Genomic DNA, 19,290 nt, shown 5'->3' on the forward strand with positions numbered 1-19,290 from the left:
TTTGCTATATGTTATAATTAGCGCATGTTTTGTTTTTGTTAATTTAACCAATCAAATGTGATTCCAGTTTCTTCTTATAGACCCATATACTTATTGTAAAATAAATAAGTGCCTGTATCCAGAGAGTTATATATTCCAGTTTGATATCAGCCATACTGGCTCCCATAGAATTCAGTTTCACAAAAGCAAGCGTACCTGGTGCAGCTGGAAAAATGAAATGGGCCACCTTCCAATACCAGGGCATTAGTTCCATTGGATAGGAAACCCCGGAAAGAAAGATTAATCCTACGGAGAAGAAGGCGATCATAAGTAGGGGAGCTTCAGAATCCGTAAAATACCTGGAAGCAGCCAATCCCAGGAAAGAAGTTGCCATCAAATATGGAATCAATAATAACACAATGTATAATCCGTTTCCAATATTAGGTATGCTGAAAAAATGAGGGAGCAAGCCTAATAGAAAAAAGGCAAAGATGGCATAAAGAGCACAGTACACAGACGTTTTTCCTGCTACTATACGAATGGCAACTCCCCAGCCATACCCAAAAGGAGTATATGCGCGGATTCCTTTACTACTGTATTCTTCTCCGGTCACCATACCAATAACCATCAGCAAGGTCTGGAAAATTATAATCATCATGACTGCCGGAATAAGATAGGGAACCATATCCTTCGGTATAATTATAGAGTGCAGTGCCTTCCACATTGATCGGTTTCGCCATAGCTACGGCAAGCAATCCTTGTGGCGGAAGAAACACCGCTTCATCTGGCCGGTATTTATCATTAATAGCCAGCATGACACGTGAAGAAGCACCCTGCAAAGCTTCGAAATACAGGAAGGCATCAGTAGTTGCATAAAGGGAAAATACGGCTTCATCTCCCCGGAACACCCGCTCTTCAAAGTCATGAGGCAGATAGAGTATTCCCTGTACTTTGCCTTCTTTCATCCATTCTTTTGCTTCGTGATAATCCATAGCCTGACTGGAGATCTCTGCCTGGGGAGTAGCATCCAGCCAACGGATAAAATTACGGCTCAATTCACTGTGCGAATTGTCGACTACGGCAACAGGTACATCGGTTACAATATTCGGTGCATACATATAATTGTAGAGCAACCCATAAACGAAGATTCCTCCCATCAACACCAGCAAAACCGCATAACTGGTACTGATAGCTAGAAATTCACGACGAATGATGAATGACAACTGTTGTAACTTACTTAATGTTTTCATACTTATGACTTTCTATAGCTCGTTTTAAATGAGGAAGCAGCGACAGGGCCAGCAACGGGAAGATACAGAGTATCACAGCCGACGGCCAAAGATGGATAAACCCACCGCCTCCATAGAGCATGGTTTGCATCATTTCCGTAAAATGACGGACTGGGAACAAATGGGAAGCATCCCTCACCAACGGATACATATTGGGAACCGGAAAGGTCACTCCGGACAAAGTAGCCCCCAGAGAACCTACCATAGAAACTACACTTATAACCAACGATATTGCCGGAAACAGCGAGAATAAAAACAGTCCTAAAGCCTGTGTTGCAATGATGAAAAGCACAGTCATGATATTCATTAGCCACCAACTCCCCTGAAAAGGAATATGCAAAATGCCGAACATGACGTAATTAGCTAGCCATCCTATCAGTATATATATAATGGTATAAGGTAATAATTTACCTAAAACAGCTGTCACTATGTTGCCTTTGGCAGTCGCCAGCCAATCGTCTGCTGTGCGGAACTTGATTTCAATGCCAACCGCATACACGGTAATCAACAGAATCAAAACCTGAAACAGAACAAAGAAAAAGGGCTGACTTAAATATACCGAATAATCCAGACTAGGATTATATATCGGATGATTATTAGCCTGTACGGGTAATAAAAAAGGTGGTAATCTGATCCTGCTCTACTCCGAGTGCCATCGCTTGCATCACCACAGGAGAAAGAGCCACCGGAGCTAAAGAAGTTTCGAATGCCGCCATCAACTCACCACCTACCGACATTAATGCATAATGATAATAGTAGGAGAGTGTTGCATTCTTTCCGGTAATCGCATTCTGTTCAAATTGGGGAGGTATGGAAAGATATCCATAAATCTCTTTTTTTTGCACAGATCCACGGGCAGCTGCTTCATTTACAAAATGTTTTGTCACTTTAAAAGTTGGTACGGCAGAAATGTTCCTGACTATCGTCCGGGAAGTAGCAGTATTGTCCTGATCAACAATACCGATAGGAATGTTTTCCATCTGTCCGTTGCCAAAGATCGTAGCCATAAAGAAAAGGGTGAACAATGGCAAGACAATGCAAACACCAAAATAAAGGCGCCGCGAAGTCATTCGCCGCCACTCTCTGAGCAGTACGGAACGAAAAGGGGAATATGTTTGTGATTCATCCATTCTCTGGTTTATTTGATGTCTATTAATCTAAAGTCAATAACACGGACATACCGGGACGCAAGTCATCCACCTTTTGGGTTGGACGGGCATGAATCTCAAAGGTACGTAAGTCATAGCTTCCGGTTTGCTTGGTTGATTTCCAGGTAGCAAAACTGCCTAACGGACTAATATAATAGATTTTAAATTCAATATTTTCTTTACCGATAGCAGGCACGTCCGCAACGAATGTTCCGTCCATTTTAAATTGCGGCATCAGATCTTCCCGCACGTTAAGAACAACATGTATATCATCCATCACCACCAAATTCATAATGGGAGTTCCCGGTGCAACCAACTCTCCACGTTTAGGGAAGATCGTTGCTATCTGTCCGTTTTCCGGAGCGGTCAACCGGGCGTCTACCAGCAGAGCCGAGACTTCATCCACTGTGCTTCGGGCAGCATCGACCATGCTGGCAGCAGACGCTTTATCTTCCTTTTGTGCACCATCTACAGCCATCTGATACTGTTCATAGGCAGCGCGTTCGGCTGCTACAGCCGCTTTATACATAGCTTCTACTTCATCTTTTCTTTGAGAAGTAACGACACTGTCCTTATATAAAGTAAGAATACGGTTGTAGGTTGTCTGGGCGAGAGTAAGATCGCTCTTCGTTTTGTTCCATAATTGAAGTGCAGTAGCTACAATCTGACGACGGGTTCCGGCATCTATTTTCTTGTTCTGTTGCACTGCTACCTGTTCCAAGGCATTCACTTGTTGATACTTGGCATGTACTTCAGGGCTATTAATGACAACAAGAGTATCTCCCTGATGTACCCAATCTCCCTCCTGAACGAAGAAAGTGTCGATACGGCCGGGAAGTTTCCCACTGATACGGATTTCAGTTGCTTCAGCTTGTCCTTGCAAGACCAGCGGCTGTTTATGCATGATTATAACTCCCAGGCCGGTGAAAATACCGACAGCCAGAAGAATGATGACAAAAGCCCATGATAGGGTTCTACTAGTTGGTTTCATTGTTTGTTACGGTTTAGGTTGATAGTTTGCAAATTGTTCCGGTGTGCCACAAAGCGAGAGTAGATTCATAAGTGCCACATCATATTCATAATATGCTGCCAGACGAGCCACTTTTACACTGGCAAGCATGGTTTCAGCATCAATAACTTCGGTAGAAGTTGCCATTCCTTCTGTAAATGATTTCTTTCGGATGCGTACCAATTCTTCACTTAAAGCAATCGTTGCATTTAAAGCTTTTACATTATCCTGTGCCTTTTCCAACTGCGTGTAAAGTTTATCTACCCCAACAGCCAGATCATCACGGGCTTTCATCTGTCCTAAAGCCAGAGTTTGTTCCGTTAATTTCGATTGCCGCACTCTTTTTTCACGATCCAGCCCGTCAAAGAGGTTCCATGTAAAACCAATACCTACCATGGTACGCGGTAATAAATTACTCTGAATACCATGCGAATACAAGGTCTGCTTTCCGAAAAGGGCTATATTCGGCAAATAGCCGCTCTGAGCAATCCGCACTTCTTGTTTGGCAATATGCTGCTGCAACTGTAATTGGTTGAGTGTATAGTTCCCGCTGTTTACAGAAAGATCGAATAGCATTTTAGGTGGCAATGAATCATTCATAAAAAGGGGAGAGGTAGGAGTGATGTTGGCATCTGTATCCTTTTTATTCAGCAAGACTTTTAAGGCACTTTGCACTACTGTTTCTTCTTTTCGCGCAGCTTCCAAGGCACGTTTGGCTTCCATCCATATTTACCTGGGCAAAAAGCCTGCCTGCCTTGTCAATCATTCCTGCCGCCTCTAATTTCAAGGCATTTTCATAATGTTTCTTCAATCCGTTGTAAGTTTCTTCACGGACAGTCACAATTTGTTGTGCCAATCGAAGCCCATAATAACTTTCAACCAATAAACTTTGCTGATTGGCCGATACCTGTGCCCGACTTTCCCGTGCCAAGTCGACCATCGTTCTTCCGATGTTGGTGGCACGAAAACGCTTACCGCCGGAAAAAAGTACCCACTCGGCTGATAAATCGACAGTTGTCAGATTTCTTGGAGTCAAAGGAAATATAAGGGTATTTGCCCCAATTTGATCCAATATAGATGAAATAATCTGGTCATCCGGAATAATGGAATGTACAAAGTCCTTAGCCGGATCGGTAAACTGCGACAAAGGCTGTTTGACTTCGATCTTCTCCGACATGTGTACAAACGCACCTGTAGACTGAAGACTGGGATACCAGAAAGCATTCAGCTTATCACGTTCTGCCTTTGCAATCTCAATACTCTTATCTGCTATTTTCAGACTCTGATTTCCTTGATTCAACAGATGCAGTGATTCTTCGAAACTCAATGGTGTCTGTGCATCTATCTGACCGATGGAAAAATACAAAGTCAATAGTATAAAAAGTCGCTTATTTTTTTTCATACTGGTTAGGTTATATCTGAATTTGAGATATTCTAACAGATGAAAAGAGGGGTTTGTTCATTAGAAAGAATATAGCGATACAACAAAAGGAGTTTTCAACGCTTTTTTATAAGATGTTCTATTTTTCATCTTCTCTTTGAATCACGCTTGTGTCATTTCGATCAGATAGAAAAAATGATGCATAAAATAATGCAAGTATATACAATATACGTGTTATTAATGGATATAAACTACTTGAATATACAAAATATAAATGCATATTGGAGTCGTTTCTTTAAATGAAAAGCTCCGTTCCTTTAAATGGAACCAGTCGTTGGTCAGTGAGAAGCGTGTTCTCCCTTTAAAAGCAAGCTCCCAAACAGCTCATAAAGCACCCGTTGGTTTCTAAATCTTATTTATTTTACTAGAGACTGAAACTATCCATTTGAAACAATATAAGCAACTTTAGTCTCACATATTCAATATTTGTTCTCTAGTTAGAACCTATTGATAGATTATCCACTAAATTAGTTTGTGTCTGAATCTTATTAACCAGAAATCCTGGAGTTTTTCCTATAGGGACTATCGTCAGTCTGTATATTTTTAATTATGCGGGTCACTAATATGCGTTTTTTCATATCCGGTTGTTTTTTCATCAACACAAAAGAGTTGAAGAGACTTTGATTTCACTTTTTTCTTGCATTAAAATTTCTGCGATTTTATTTGAGATATAAAAATTATGTTTACCTTTGCATCACCATTTCATAAGGCTTTTGAGTCGAGAAATGCAGTAAGCATGCGGTAATAGCTCAGTTGGTAGAGCACTAGCTTCCCAAGCTGGGGGTCGCGAGTTCGAGCCTCGTTTACCGCTCTTTTGAAAATCAGGTGGTTATCTTAAATAAACTGCCTGATTTTTTTATTTTTCAAGCCTCCTTTTTCCATGGTTTTACCTATTATCGGAGTAAACCTAAACTGAACATATTGTAAAATAACCCTAATTGAATAACCAATATGGCTAAGAAAATAGAGAAATATCTCCCCGTAGATTACAGTGACAGTTTTTCCATAGAAGTTACAGAAAACCATCTGTCTCCTAAAGATATTATTTTAAAAGTCTTTGCTCATAACCCCGCTTGGCTCCGAATGTTGTATGCAATAAGGGCCTGTTTAGTCAAACCTTTCGGTATAGAAACTAAAGCTATTGAAAGTGAAGAACTTATTATAGAGGAAGACAAGCAAGAAGCAATTATGAGAAAAGACGATAAACATTTATTGTTTTATGTCGATATTCTCATTACACCATTGGAAACAGGAAAACAAATGATTGAGGTTACCACATTAGTAAAATACCATAATTGGGTAGGAAAAGCTTATTTCTTTTGTATAAAACCTTTTCATCGGGTTATAGTGCCTTTAGTTCTCAAAAAGGCACTATGCTGAACAAACATAGTCGGGGATGCAACCATATAACGAATATGAAAAATGAGATATGTAATATGGAAGCACATGACTTTAGAAAATTAATGCATGAAGAATAGGGCAGTTCATGCATTTTTCGTATTTTTGCACCCTGTTTTAACACTCAAGAAAACTTTAAATAGAAAAATATAATGGCAAAAGAACTGAAAGACCTTACCAAACGTAGTGAAAACTACTCACAGTGGTATAACGATTTGGTGGTAAAAGCTGATTTGGCAGAACAGTCTGCTGTGCGCGGATGTATGGTGATCAAGCCTTACGGATACGCTATCTGGGAGAAAATGCAACGTCAATTGGACGACATGTTCAAGGAAACAGGACACGTAAATGCATACTTCCCGCTATTAATCCCGAAATCATTCTTAAGCCGCGAAGCAGAACACGTAGAAGGGTTTGCGAAAGAGTGTGCCGTAGTAACACATTATCGCTTGAAGAATGCAGAAGACGGTTCAGGAGTTGTAGTAGATCCTGCAGCTAAATTGGAAGAGGAATTAATTATCCGTCCAACATCAGAAACAATCATCTGGAATACTTATAAGAACTGGATTCAGTCATACCGTGACCTGCCTATTCTCTGTAACCAATGGGCGAACGTTTTCCGTTGGGAAATGCGTACCCGTCTTTTCCTGCGTACTGCCGAATTCCTGTGGCAAGAGGGACATACCGCTCATGCTACCCGTGAAGAAGCAGAGGAAGAAGCAATCAGAATGTTGAATGTATATGGTGAATTTGCAGAAAAATATATGGCTGTTCCTGTTGTAAAGGGAGTGAAATCAGCCAATGAACGTTTCGCAGGTGCACTTGACACTTACACAATAGAAGCCATGATGCAGGACGGAAAAGCATTGCAAAGTGGTACTTCCCACTTCCTGGGACAAAACTTTGCAAAGGCATTCGATGTTCAGTTCGTTAACAAGGAAAACAAGATGGAGTATGTTTGGGCTACTTCATGGGGTGTTTCTACTCGTTTGATGGGTGCATTGATTATGACTCACTCGGATGACAACGGATTGGTATTACCTCCACATTTGGCTCCGATTCAGGTAGTAATCGTTCCTATCTATAAGAATGACGAACAACTGAAACAAATTAATGCTAAAGTAGAAGGCATTGTAGCTAAGTTGAAAGCACTGGGTATCTCTGTGAAATATGATAATGCGGATAACAAACGCCCGGGCTTCAAATTCGCTGATTATGAATTGAAGGGTGTACCTGTTCGTTTGGTTATGGGTGGTCGCGATCTTGAAAACAACACGATGGAAGTGATGCGCCGTGATACACTGGAAAAAGAAACAGTTACCTGTGAAGGCATTGAAACATACGTTCAGAACCTGCTTGAAGAAATGCAGGCTAATATCTACAAAAAAGCATTGGATTACCGTAATTCCAAGATAACAACAGTAGATACCTACGACGAATTTAAAGAAAAAATCGAAGAAGGCGGATTTATTCTGGCTCATTGGGACGGAACCACTGAAACAGAAGAAAAGATTAAGGAAGAAACCAAAGCAACTATTCGTTGTATTCCGTTCGATTCATTTGTTCCGGGCGACAAAGAACCGGGTAAATGTATGGTTACAGGTAAACCATCTGCTTGCCGCGTCATATTTGCACGTTCTTATTAAATAGAAATTGTATATCATTATAAAAAGGATGAAAGCGATTGAATCGTTTTCATCCTTTTCTTTTTTCCTTCCATTTCAGTTTTATTTCAGAAATATCCCTTTTCTTTGCAGTATGTAAAAAAAGAAAGGAGAACAAAATTATGAAGATATTGATTGTAGAAGACGAACCCTCTTTGAGAGAACTGATTCAATGTTCACTTGAAAAAGAACGTTACGTGGTAGAAACAGCCGGTGACTTCAATTCTGCTCTACGCAAAATTGAAGATTACAACTATGATTGTATCTTATTGGACATCATGCTGCCGGACGGAAGCGGACTTGATCTTCTCGAACGATTGAAAGCACTCCATAAACGGGAAAATGTGATTATTATTTCCGCCAAAGACTCCCTGGAAGACAAAGTCTTGGGATTAGAACTCGGAGCTGATGATTATTTGCCGAAACCCTTTCATCTGGTTGAATTAAATGCACGTATTAAAAGCGTGATCCGCCGTCATCAGCACGATGGAGAGATTGATATCCGCCAGGGCAATGTACGGATAGAACCGGATAAGTATCGTGTCTTTGTGAATGATCTGGAAGTGGAACTAAATAGAAAAGAGTATGATATCCTATTATATTTCATCAACCGCCCCGGAAGATTAATCAATAAAAATACCTTAGCCGAATCTGTATGGGGAGATCATATCGATCAGGTTGATAATTTTGATTTCATATATGCACAGATCAAGAATCTTCGCAAAAAGCTCAAAGATTCGGGTGCAACGATTGAAATTAAAGCGGTCTATGGATTTGGATATAAAATGGTGGTAGAATAAAAAAGAAAGAGATTATTGTCCATGAAATTAATATATTACATCATTCTTCGTATTACACTTGCTCTGACCCTTATACTGACGGTTTGGGCTATCTTTTTTACGTTACGATGATCGATGAAGTCAACGATGAAGTGGATGACGCTTTGGAAGATTATTCGGAAACCATCATTATCCGGGCATTGGCAGGAGAGGAGCTACCGTCTAAAACTAACGGTTCCAACAATCAATATTATATGATGGAAGTGAGCAAAGAATATGCGGAAAGTCAGGACGATATTCAGTATAAAGACTCTATGGTATATATTGAAGAGAAAGGAGAAACCGAGCCGGCACGTATTCTTACTACTATCTTTAAAGACGATGAAGGACGATACCACGAACTGACAGTATCGACCCCCAGTATTGAAAAAGATGATTTGAGAGATGCTATCCAGGTGTGGATAATATTTCTATATGTAGCTTTATTATTCTGCATTATTATTATTTCCGTATGGGTATTTTACCGGAATATGCGACCGCTCTATGTACTTCTGCACTGGCTGGACGGTTATCAAACAGGGAAAAGGAATAAACCTTTGAGTAACAATACTCAAATCACGGAATTCCGGAAATTAAATGAGGCTGCCATCCGTTATGTAGAACGTACGGAGCAAATGTTCGAACAACAAAAACAGTTCATCGGAAATGCTTCACACGAGATACAAACTCCACTTGCTATTTGCCGTAACCGATTGGAAATGTTGATGGAAGATGATTCGCTATCAGAAAAACAACTGGAAGAACTGATGAAAACGCATCAGACTTTAGAATACATCACTAAATTAAACAAGTCTCTATTATTGCTTTCCAAAATTGATAATGGCCAGTTTACCGATACCAAAGAATTGGAATTCAATGTACTTCTCAAACAATATCTGCAAGATTACGAAGAAGTTTATGATTATCGCAACATAGAAGTCACGATAGATGAACAAGGTGTTTTCAAGGTGACAATGAACGAATCTCTGGCTGTTGCTTTACTCACTAACCTCCTGAAAAATGCATTTGTACATAATATTGACGGGGGACATATCCGAATCACCGTTACTAAGAACGGTATTACTTTCCGAAATTCGGGGGTGGAGCATCCGCTGGACAAGGAACATATCTTCGAACGTTTCTATCAGGGTAGCAAAAAGGAAGGATCTACAGGGCTGGGATTAGCTATAGCCGATTCCATCTGTCGTTTGCAACATCTGAATATAAATTATTACTTCGAGCAGAATGAACATTGCTTCGAGATTTCCCAATGATAAGATTCACCCGGAAAACACAAAGGACACGGATTTAAAGTGAACGACCTGTCGGTTATCATAAACCAATTTGTCAGGTATATCCATTCACCTGTTTCTCCGTGTCCTTTGTCTTTTTATGATGAATCAGTTATCTGGAGCGTATTTCTCTCCTCATAAACATGATATAAGAAATAGCGAAGCAAATAACCGTTGCCGCAATCAATCCGGTCAGCTGCGGCCATACAACTAAAAGACTTTGTCCCAATGGGAGCGGACTAGGGATAGCTCCCTGTACCTGTTCCATAGTCAATGGTCCCAAACTTCTGACAGAAGGCATCAGTAATGTGGTGGTAGCTTCATTAAACAGTTCACTTGGCGCCAAACGCATCAACCCTAGAATAAACTTCTGATAACTGATAATCTGATAAGGTGATGCCATCTGTGACGGACTCAACCCTTTAGCCACCAAATTAACAATCATGGTATAGAATACGCTAAAAAACAACCAAACAGCCACAGATGCTAATGCGGAAGTCGCTGCCTGACGGAAACGGAGTGAAAACAGAATAGCCAGATTCAACCAGAATGCTACATAAAAGATACTGGTAATGATGAAGAAAACAATTCTCCAAAACTCTTCTGCCGTGGGAGGAATGCCAATAGCAATCAGTCCACATCCCATCACCAGAAAGCCCAATACAAACAACATGATACCTATCACAATCAGAGCAGCCACAAACTTCGCATTGATAATGCAATCGCGATGAATAGGCTGGGACAGCATACGGCTCAATGTTCCTTTATTTTGTTCGGAATTGACTGCATCAAATCCCAAAGCGATTCCCAATAGAGGCCCTAAGAAGTTAATAAACAGCACAAAAGAGGGGAGAGTCCCATCTGAAACCGTAAACAACTTCAAGAAAAGAAACGAACCGTCCGGATCATTAGGTTTGATGGCTTCACTAATATTGGTGAGTGCCGTATATAGCGACCCCATACAGGTAAGTGCTATAATACCTATTAATATAATAAAACGCCAACTTTTGACATGATCGGAAATTTCCTTGTTGACGATAACCCAAAAAGGATGATTGACTTTATTCATGCCTTTCTCCTCCTTCCTCAAAATAATGGTTATAAATATCAGATAATTCCTGCTTCTTATCTTTCAATTCTGCCATATCGATCAAAGCAAGTAATTGGCCATTACTGAACAAACCTACCCGGTCGCACACTTTCTGTACCTGATCCAGATGATGGGAAGAGAAAAGCACAGTCAGTCCTTCTTCTTTACTCAACCAGCGAATCAGTTCGATAAATTCCTGAACACCTGCAGGGTCAATCCCTGAAGTCGGCTCATCGAGAATTATAATCTCCGGATTTTTAATAAGTACATCAGCCAATCCCAACCGCTGTCTCATACCACGAGAATATTTCCCGGTCTTTTTGGCTAACTGATCTTCAAGACCTACCCGCTTCATCAGTTCCATAGCCTTAGTTTTTGCCTCTTTATCAGCAATACCATTTAATCGCGCTGTATAGATCAAATTCTCCGGTCCAGTCATATCATCATAGAATCCTACATCTTCTGGCAAATACCCAATTTTCCTTTTTACTTCAATGGGGTGTGTAGTAGAATTGATTCCACAAATTTCAACTGTTCCCGAAGTAGGCTCTGTCAATCCCAACATCATTAAGATAGTAGTTGATTTTCCAGCACCATTCGGTCCCAGCAATCCGAAGATTTCTCCTTTCCGGATATTCAGGCGAATATGATCTACAGCAGTGAAATTACCGTATTGCTTGGTCAAATCGGTAAGTACGATCACTTGTTCGCCCATAATTTACCTCCTTCCATATTTACGGAACAGGTAGTAAACCACGCCGATGGTGGCAATAATGATAAGAACGCCTACCCATCCCCATATCATCGGAGTTTTTACTGCAACTCTGAACTGCGCATCGGCATTTACTTCAGGAGTTTTTGCCATGATGGTAGTCACATAGTCGCCTGGCAATGCTTTTTTAGAAGCTTTCAAAGTAGCCATAACCGTTGATGTCTCTCCGGCTTTTAGTGCATCGATTTTTGAAGGTTCGAAAGTTACTTCCCAGTCAGCAGGTTTATTGGCAGATAGCTGAATATCTTTCAGTAATGAAGAGCCTGTGTTTCTGACTTCCAGTTCTATTTTCTTTATATCACCTGCTGTGACATCTGTACTCAATAGCCCACGGGGAGTAGTCAGTTCCATTTGATAAGAGCCGGTAACAACCACTTCCAGTTCCAATTCGGCAGAAGTGGTACCTGTAGCGGCACGTACCGGAATTTTGTAACTGCCGGCTTCTACATTGGCAGGAGGAGTAATATCTATACTTACATTTTGAGTGCTGTTGGCTTCCACTTGTGCAGAAGTGGCTTGCTTATAGTTAGGTTTAAAAACTACATTCCAACCTCTGGGTGCATTAGCCATCAAAGCATATAGCTGCTGGTCGGCAGTCTGATTCTTTAAAGTGGCGCTAAAAGTGAAGGTTGATTTGGAATTTCCCTGCATGTTGGGTTGGTCGGTAGTAAATTCAGTCTGGTATGTTCCTTTTTGAGCAACCACCACATCCAACGGAAGTTTGGCGTTTCCGGCATATACCACAAAGTGATAATTACCTTTATTCACCTTTAATGGGACTTCGACTTTTAAATTGAAAGTCTTTTTCTCTTTGGGAAGTACTGATAGTTGGCTAAGGCTCCAGCCACCGGATTTCATTTCGTGTTTCCAACTGGCGGACAATCCGCTGACAGAAAGATTCGCATTCGTCAACTGGTCTGTGTTGTTGATAAGATCAATACTGTAGTCAATTGACGCTCCGGGAGATACGGAGATTTTTGTGTAAGGTGTGTACAGAATCACGCTCTTAGGTATTGAATCATTGGCGTGCGTGTAACTCATAGGGAGCATCCCCAATAGAATAGCTAATAATAAAAAATAATTTGTTCTCATAGTCATAAAAAAGTTCTTATGGTTGTTTAATATGAATATTGTCAAATCTGTGTGTGCAAAAATAAACGATGTGTATATTAGTAGTTTTAAAAGAATCATAAAGAATCTAATTTCAGAAAGAAATTATAGTGACACTATCCCTATAGGATGGTGACGGTATCCTTTATATATAGTGACACTATATTAATCGGATAGCGTCACTATATTTTTTCGATTTTTTTGGGGGAAATTCTCAAAATTCCCAAATCTTTTCAGATTCTCCTCTCATCTTTGCATTATAAAATTAATAATAGTAAAAACCAATATTTAAAAAACAACGATTATGAAAAAGTTAGTATTCTTATTAGTATGTCTTTTCACTTTGCAAACAGTAGCTCGTGCAGATGACGACAAACCAATCCAGGTAACTCAAATGCCACAACCGGCACAGCAGTTCATTAAACAGCATTTTGCCGATAGCAAAATAGCATTAGCCAAAATGGAAAGTGATTTCTTCTATAAAAGTTATGAAGTGATTTTCACGAATGGTGATAAAGTGGAGTTTGATAACAAAGGTAACTGGGAAGAAGTAAACTGCAAATATAGTTCTGTACCTACAGCAATTATTCCGGCAGCTATTCAGAAATATGTAACGACCAATTACCCTGATGCTAAAATTCTGAAAATTGAGAGAGATAAGAAAGATTATGAAGTAAAACTATCCAACCGTACGGAACTGAAGTTTGACCTGAAATTTAATTTGATTGATATTGATTTCTAAACCTGTTTAAATTGAACAAAGATGAAACTAAAGATTTATACACTTTTACTGGCACTAAGCGTCACATGGAGTCTGCAAAGTTGTGACAACGATGACGATGGTTCAATAACTGTTCCTGCCGAACTTCAAAGTGCATTCTCATCCAAATTCCCTAATGCTGCAAATGTGAAGTGGGAAACTAAGTCCGGATATTATGTAGCCGATTTCTATGACGGATATGAAGCATCTGCATGGTTCACCCAGGATGGAAAATGGCAAATGACAGAAACGGACATTCCTTATAATGCATTACCACAAGCCGTAAAAACGTCTTTTGAGAGCAGCGAATATGCCTCATGGAAACGGGATGATATAGACAAACTGGAACGGACAGGCGTTGAAACTGTTTTCGTGATTGAAGTCGAAAAGCAGAATCAGGAGGTAGATTTGTATTATTCTGCCGATGGAACTCTGATTAAAAGTATTGTAGACACTGATGATGATAACACCGAACATCTTCCTGTACAATTGACTGAAGCTATGAAAAACTTCATCAATGAAAAGTATCCGAATGCAAGAATCTTGGAAGTAGACGTAGAAGATGATAGGAAATGATTGGGATTTCGGATATACAGAGGTAGATATCATTCATAATGGAATCTCAAAAGATGTATTGTTCAACCAGACTGGAAATTGGTATTCTACTTCATGGGAAGTACGTCAGAATGAATTGCCTGAAGCGGTAAAAAGTACTCTTAATAATCAATATGGAGAATATCGTTTTGACGAAGCGGAGTATGTTGAAAAAGCAGATGGTAGCATATATTATCGAATTGAACTTGAGAAGGGGAATGTAGATAAAGTAGTAAACATAGGCGAGAACGGTACTGTCCTTTCATAGGTCAAAGTGTATAATTCTGAAACCTAATTCTCACAAACAACAAACGATGACATTATTCCTGGTGGATATGTCATCGTTTATTGTTTTTTACTGTTCCTGTGCACGTTTTCTTTTCACTGCCGATTTAGCAGTTTTATCAGTGATGCTGTCCGTTTGTTGTGGTTTCACCTTTTCAGCTTCTTCCCGTTTCCGCTTATTGCGTAACCGCCATTTATTCCAGAAATATAAATCACTCCATTTATTGAAGTCCTTCTTATACATGATACCTACACCTTGTGTAGTCAAATTTGTTTTTGTGTAATAACGGTCATTTGTCTCATTATAAGCCTTCAAACGGATATCTCCCGAACGGGTAATCAGCCATTCTGCTTCAAAGTCTCCTACAAAGTTAGTATTAGCCATCGGATTATCCCGATAACCGAAGTTTCCGTTTATCAATAAACGGTTATTCAATAATTGTCCCGACAAAATACCTTCTACTTCCATATCTGTCCAACCCTTATCACCCGTACTCAAATTCGTACCGATATTCCAGTTATTCGTTTCAAAGATCTGTGAAAGTGCATTATTCAACTGGCCGGAAAGAGTCGATGAGAGCACCGATGACATCACATTCGAATTCTGATTGTTATTACGGGCATCTTCCGTATAGAACTTGCCAATACCCAACAAATAAAGAATCTGCATATTCATCTGCTCTTCCGTACTGATATAATTACGCACCAATGTTTGTATTTCATCTCTTTCATTCGGAAGCTCAATACCCAGTTTGATAGTCGGCCGTACCAGCATACCACTTAGATTCATGATACAATTTACACGCACATTGGGTTGTTGTATAATAGCCGAAGCATCCGGTATCAAATCATTCAAAGAAGCAGAGTTCACTGTATATGAAGCTTGTATATCCATGTTAGCATCCAAAGGTGCACCATTGAATGTTATTGTACTTCCATCCTTGATAATAAAGTCTTTACGGATCACTTCCTGCAAACTAAATTTATATACTCCTTGATTGATCCGGTAATTACCGAACATCTTCACATCACCCTTATTATAAAATTCCGTCCGGATATTTCCCGTACCTTTTCCGCTGATATAATCTCCGGCAATAGGGTCCATGATGATTCGCATGGTGGCATCGGGAGTTGCATCCACCAGAATATTCAAACGGATATCTGTTTTCTGTTCTTCCTCCTCCTGACGTTTTTGCTGTATTTGTTCGTAATATGAGATTACTTGAACAGAATCCTGGATAGTACGACGAGGTGTTTTATCTACAAATTTGATAAACTGATTGCTAGTAGCCGATGCTACACTACCATTAATATAGGTAAAGGTAGTATTTCGATTTGTAGTCATGGCCACATTTACGTCGAGCCCCTGTATGGCATTTCCAGAGAGCAATACATTTCCGGTACCATACACCGTACCATAAAAAGGCATATCTGTCGATTCTTTTGTGTTCATCACAAGCATATTATTTGCCTGTATCTCAAAACGATAGTTTAGGTTCTTAAAATGCTGGAAATGCAAATATCCATTCATTCTTCCCGAATGTCCTTCCATATCAGAAATATGTATATTATTGAATGTCAATCCGGTAGGAGCCAGATGAATGGTGTCTTTTACTGCAAAATGCGTGTTTAAAATATCAAAATTCATGGATGCGTCTGTCATTACAGCACCATCCAGGTTCAATCCTTTAAATTTTCCATAGAAATGTACTTTTCCTGTTCCCCGCCCTTTAATATCATTGGCAATAGACTTCATATAATGTTCGAGGAATTTCAAATTCAATTCATTTGCTTCAATATTTAAATCAAGTCCGCTCTCGGGTTTTAATGGATAAATAATACCCGTGACACGCGATGGAGAAGGGGATATATCCTGAATGGATGCATCCAAACGGATACCTCTGTTTTCATTATCCCACTCACCATATATATCCAGTTCACCCAAACGACCGTTGTTGAGTGAGAAATTCTTTATAAATAAACGAGTATTCATGATAGGCTTTTTAAGCACTCCGCTTGCATAAGCCGTTCCTGTTGCATCACCCTCAAAATTAACATCGTCGGATATACTTGCAATATCAAATACATATCCCATATTTATATCCTTTAGATCAACCTTTACAGTATCTTTAGGATTCTCGGAAAGCCGGCCGTTAATACGTACATATCTATCCTGATGACTAAAGTAGAAGTTGTTCACATCCACTCGTCCGGAATCGACTACCACCTGCGAAGGATGTATCTTCCAAAGAGTATCATTTAAAATAACATCAGTAGGTTTCACATCCACCATCGCTTTCAATAAGGACTTTTCTCCGCTTGTACGTAGAAATTTGGCAACAGCTGCTAATTTCCCGCTATATGTTGCTGCAGCATTATTTCCCCAATCCAAAGTCGTACTGACATCGTCATCTTTAGCTTGTGCATCCAGAGATAGATTGACCGCTCCTTTCTTTTTCAAATTAGTCAGACGAACCCGTGCGCGGATATGATCTGCCGGATTCTCGCACAGAATCATGCCTGACTCAATAAAGTTGTTCTTATATTGCAGACGGGGGAAATATCCCTCTACACGCAAGCGTTGTAAAGCATCATTAAAATACCCCTTCAACGTAGAATGAGTATACACCGTTAACGGTATATCAAATATCGTAGATAAAATGTCCGTATTATATATATGTATATCAAACAAAAAGTTATTATGGGTTTCAATCGGCTTCTTGGGAGGTAATATCAAAGACGGCACATATTTCCGCATAATATTCAGAATACTGGCAGGTAATGTGTGATATTGGAATTTTCCCTCTATGCTTGCTTTCAGGAATTCAGAAGTCAATCTAAGCTGATTTTCTCCATTTTGTTTGGTTGCCCGGATATTCAAATTCTGCATGAAATATGCTTTATCCGGAGCTGTAAATTCCAAGCTATCCACATTGATTTCTCCAATCATCTCATCCACTGATCCACCTGTAAAATTGGCTTTCAGTTTTAAACTGAACTCTGCATCGGGATATTTGGTGGTAAGATTCAAATCATGTGGACGTACTTTATTGACTACTGCAAGAAAATTGAAAGTAGGAACTTTGGATGCAACATTTACGTCTCCATTCAAATAAATAGAGCCATTAGGATCATCCAACGCTATCTTTCCATTAAATCCGCCTTGTTTGTATTCTCCGTCCAGTGTGATATTTTCATATCTATATCTGCTATAATCTATCGAAGCAATCAGTCCTTTCAATTCTACGGCAGGCAAGTGGTCAGCAATATGCCGGCCATGTACATCCAGATTGAAAGTAATTTCTCCCAACTCCTCATTATCCAATAATTTACCTAGTTGAAAATCCTCTGTTTTGACAGCTCCGGAATACGCAAACAATCCTTTTGTCTTATCAGAGCTCAATTTCAAGTCGGTCTTTACATTTCCAAGACTCGTTTGTAATTGCCCATAAGTAACTAAGTCTGTGAAGTATCCCGAAATTTCTCCCTGAAAACTCACGTTTCCCAAACGTTCGAGAAGAGGAGGAACTCCATTATAATTATGGCTTAAATTACGCACTAAAAAACCGACTCCGCGAGCATTGGCCGAAAGTTCGGAAAGAGTTCCATATACATACGCATCTTGTGGACGCGATAAGTCCTGAAGCGATACATCTCCTCGCAGACGAAACTGACGGCCATCGGCTGTAATCTCCAGATGCGAACAAGTCAACTGATCCACAGTCCCCTTCACCTCCATATCCAATGTCACCGGTTCCTTGAAATGCGAAAGGATAGGAACAAAAGGAGAAATATCTTTTAAAGTAACTTGCGACGGCAAAGTACGGAAAGAGAAATGTACTTGTTCTGTAAAACGGTCAAAAGCTTTCAAACTATCATACTCCAAATGAATGGTATCGAGTTTGAGGAAGGTTTCGGGCAATTCTATTGTAAAATTATCAATGTTTGTCTGCTTGTTATTGGCAACCAGTTTCAAACTCATTTTCTTCAAAGAGAAGCCGGATGCTTTTTCATCAAGGCTCAATCGCTTGATCCCTAAATTCAAAGAGTCCTTACTTAATGCCTTCAACGATATATTAGCGATGATATTTTGAAGCTGAATATGCTTAGCATTAAATTTTCCCGGTGTTGCTTCTTCCGACAACACATGATAAGACATCCTTCCACGACGAATCAGGATGGAATTAATACGTAAATCAAGGGAGTTTTCTTTCTTCACCGTATCTTTAGAAGCAAAAGCATCCAAAACAAACTTAAAATTAGGAGGTGAATCCGGAGTCTCTTTCAGGAGATTGATATTAAATCCGAAAAGCTGAACACTGCTAATGGATATCTTTCCTTTAAAAAAGGGCATAATATCGAATTTGGCGGACAAACGTGTGACTTTAAGCATTTCCTGACCACTCTGATCGTCAAGCAATACATCATCAATAATAATACGGTTCAATAGACCGATATTAATTCTACCAATCACTACCTTTGTATTTAAAACTTCGGAAAGTTCTTCAGCTACAAATACACTCATTGCTTGCTGAATGTTTGGTATATTCAGCAAAACAATAGTCCCGATATATACTCCCAGTACAATACCTACTACCCAGCGTACAGTCTTTTTCAGCGTTCTGATATGCGATTACTTTT

At 39.7% G+C, this 19,290-nt stretch carries 9 protein-coding genes, 1 tRNA gene and 5 pseudogenes; 7 read left to right on the forward strand and 8 right to left on the reverse strand.

Annotated elements, in window-relative coordinates:
• Positions 1 to 43 precede the first annotated feature (43 nt).
• The 4 genes and pseudogenes from NXX38_RS18610 to NXX38_RS18625 all read right to left on the reverse strand — a co-directional run bounded on the left by NXX38_RS18610 (position 44) and on the right by NXX38_RS18625 (position 4,827).
• A pseudogene (locus tag NXX38_RS18610) lies at positions 44 to 1,229 on the reverse strand (ABC transporter permease).
• A pseudogene (locus NXX38_RS18615) lies at positions 1,213 to 2,398 on the reverse strand (ABC transporter permease). The pseudogenes NXX38_RS18610 and NXX38_RS18615 overlap by 17 nt, the downstream one beginning before the upstream one ends.
• 22 nt (positions 2,399 to 2,420) lie before the next feature.
• On the reverse strand, positions 2,421 to 3,407 hold the full coding sequence (locus tag NXX38_RS18620; RefSeq protein WP_148366708.1) for an HlyD family secretion protein: 987 nt from the start codon (positions 3,405 to 3,407) through the stop codon (positions 2,421 to 2,423).
• Between the two features lie 6 nt (positions 3,408 to 3,413).
• Positions 3,414 to 4,827 (reverse strand): annotated as a pseudogene (locus NXX38_RS18625) (TolC family protein).
• Between the two features lie 777 nt (positions 4,828 to 5,604).
• Between NXX38_RS18625 and NXX38_RS18630 the strand changes: the two are divergent.
• The 5 genes and pseudogenes from NXX38_RS18630 to NXX38_RS18650 all read left to right on the forward strand — a co-directional run bounded on the left by NXX38_RS18630 (position 5,605) and on the right by NXX38_RS18650 (position 10,020).
• Positions 5,605 to 5,677: transfer RNA gene (locus NXX38_RS18630), tRNA-Gly, on the forward strand.
• 140 nt (positions 5,678 to 5,817) lie between these two features.
• Positions 5,818 to 6,246 carry a DUF2867 domain-containing protein gene (locus NXX38_RS18635; protein ID WP_148366706.1) on the forward strand — a complete coding sequence of 143 codons (429 nt, stop codon included), beginning with the start codon at positions 5,818 to 5,820 and terminating at the stop codon, positions 6,244 to 6,246.
• 170 nt (positions 6,247 to 6,416) lie between these two features.
• The gene (gene proS / locus NXX38_RS18640) at positions 6,417 to 7,910 is read left to right on the forward strand and encodes a proline--tRNA ligase (protein WP_195650126.1); all 1,494 of its coding nucleotides are present in this window, start codon (positions 6,417 to 6,419) and stop codon (positions 7,908 to 7,910) included.
• 140 nt (positions 7,911 to 8,050) lie between these two features.
• Positions 8,051 to 8,728 carry a response regulator transcription factor gene (locus NXX38_RS18645; RefSeq protein ID WP_148366705.1) on the forward strand — a complete coding sequence of 226 codons (678 nt, stop codon included), beginning with the start codon at positions 8,051 to 8,053 and terminating at the stop codon, positions 8,726 to 8,728.
• A 21-nt stretch (positions 8,729 to 8,749) separates the two neighbouring features.
• Positions 8,750 to 10,020 (forward strand): annotated as a pseudogene (locus NXX38_RS18650) (sensor histidine kinase).
• Positions 10,021 to 10,150: 130 nt separating this feature from the next.
• Here the strand turns inward: NXX38_RS18650 and NXX38_RS18655 are convergent.
• From NXX38_RS18655 to NXX38_RS18665, 3 genes are read right to left on the reverse strand one after another with little or no spacing between them, the layout of a single operon-like run.
• Positions 10,151 to 11,107 (reverse strand): ABC transporter permease, encoded by a 957-nt coding sequence (locus NXX38_RS18655; RefSeq protein ID WP_004295992.1) that lies wholly within the window; start codon positions 11,105 to 11,107, stop codon positions 10,151 to 10,153.
• Positions 11,100 to 11,843, reverse strand: a complete 744-nt coding sequence (locus tag NXX38_RS18660) for an ABC transporter ATP-binding protein (RefSeq protein WP_195650127.1) — start codon at positions 11,841 to 11,843, stop codon at positions 11,100 to 11,102. The genes NXX38_RS18655 and NXX38_RS18660 overlap by 8 nt, the downstream gene beginning before the upstream one ends.
• A gap of 3 nt (positions 11,844 to 11,846) precedes the next feature.
• Complete coding sequence (locus NXX38_RS18665; protein WP_148366702.1) at positions 11,847 to 12,998, reverse strand: NEW3 domain-containing protein; 1,152 nt, start codon at positions 12,996 to 12,998, stop codon at positions 11,847 to 11,849.
• Positions 12,999 to 13,314: 316 nt separating this feature from the next.
• Between NXX38_RS18665 and NXX38_RS18670 the strand changes: the two genes are divergently transcribed.
• A complete protein-coding gene (locus NXX38_RS18670) occupies positions 13,315 to 13,752 on the forward strand; it encodes a PepSY-like domain-containing protein (protein WP_148366701.1) in 438 nt (145 codons plus the stop codon).
• A 21-nt stretch (positions 13,753 to 13,773) separates the two neighbouring features.
• Positions 13,774 to 14,632 (forward strand): annotated as a pseudogene (locus tag NXX38_RS18675) (PepSY-like domain-containing protein).
• 87 nt (positions 14,633 to 14,719) lie between these two features.
• Here NXX38_RS18675 and NXX38_RS18680 read toward each other — a convergent pair.
• Positions 14,720 to 19,174, reverse strand: a complete 4,455-nt coding sequence (locus tag NXX38_RS18680; RefSeq protein WP_195650129.1) for a translocation/assembly module TamB — start codon at positions 19,172 to 19,174, stop codon at positions 14,720 to 14,722.
• Between the last annotated feature and the right edge of the window lie 116 nt (positions 19,175 to 19,290).

This window comes from Bacteroides sp. BFG-637 (assembly GCF_024793605.1).
Lineage (GTDB): Bacteria > Bacteroidota > Bacteroidia > Bacteroidales > Bacteroidaceae > Bacteroides > Bacteroides vicugnae.

What these genes read in the sequence shown, in the direction of transcription:
- NXX38_RS18620 (WP_148366708.1), bottom strand. Translation starts at nt 3,407, where the DNA reads ATGAAACCAACTAGTAGAACCCTATCATGGGCTTTTGTCATCATTCTT.
- NXX38_RS18635 (WP_148366706.1), top strand. Translation starts at nt 5,818, where the DNA reads ATGGCTAAGAAAATAGAGAAATATCTCCCCGTAGATTACAGTGACAGT.
- proS (WP_195650126.1), top strand. Translation starts at nt 6,417, where the DNA reads ATGGCAAAAGAACTGAAAGACCTTACCAAACGTAGTGAAAACTACTCA.
- NXX38_RS18645 (WP_148366705.1), top strand. Translation starts at nt 8,051, where the DNA reads ATGAAGATATTGATTGTAGAAGACGAACCCTCTTTGAGAGAACTGATT.
- NXX38_RS18655 (WP_004295992.1), bottom strand. Translation starts at nt 11,107, where the DNA reads ATGAATAAAGTCAATCATCCTTTTTGGGTTATCGTCAACAAGGAAATT.
- NXX38_RS18660 (WP_195650127.1), bottom strand. Translation starts at nt 11,843, where the DNA reads ATGGGCGAACAAGTGATCGTACTTACCGATTTGACCAAGCAATACGGT.
- NXX38_RS18665 (WP_148366702.1), bottom strand. Translation starts at nt 12,998, where the DNA reads ATGACTATGAGAACAAATTATTTTTTATTATTAGCTATTCTATTGGGG.
- NXX38_RS18670 (WP_148366701.1), top strand. Translation starts at nt 13,315, where the DNA reads ATGAAAAAGTTAGTATTCTTATTAGTATGTCTTTTCACTTTGCAAACA.
- NXX38_RS18680 (WP_195650129.1), bottom strand. Translation starts at nt 19,174, where the DNA reads ATGAGTGTATTTGTAGCTGAAGAACTTTCCGAAGTTTTAAATACAAAG.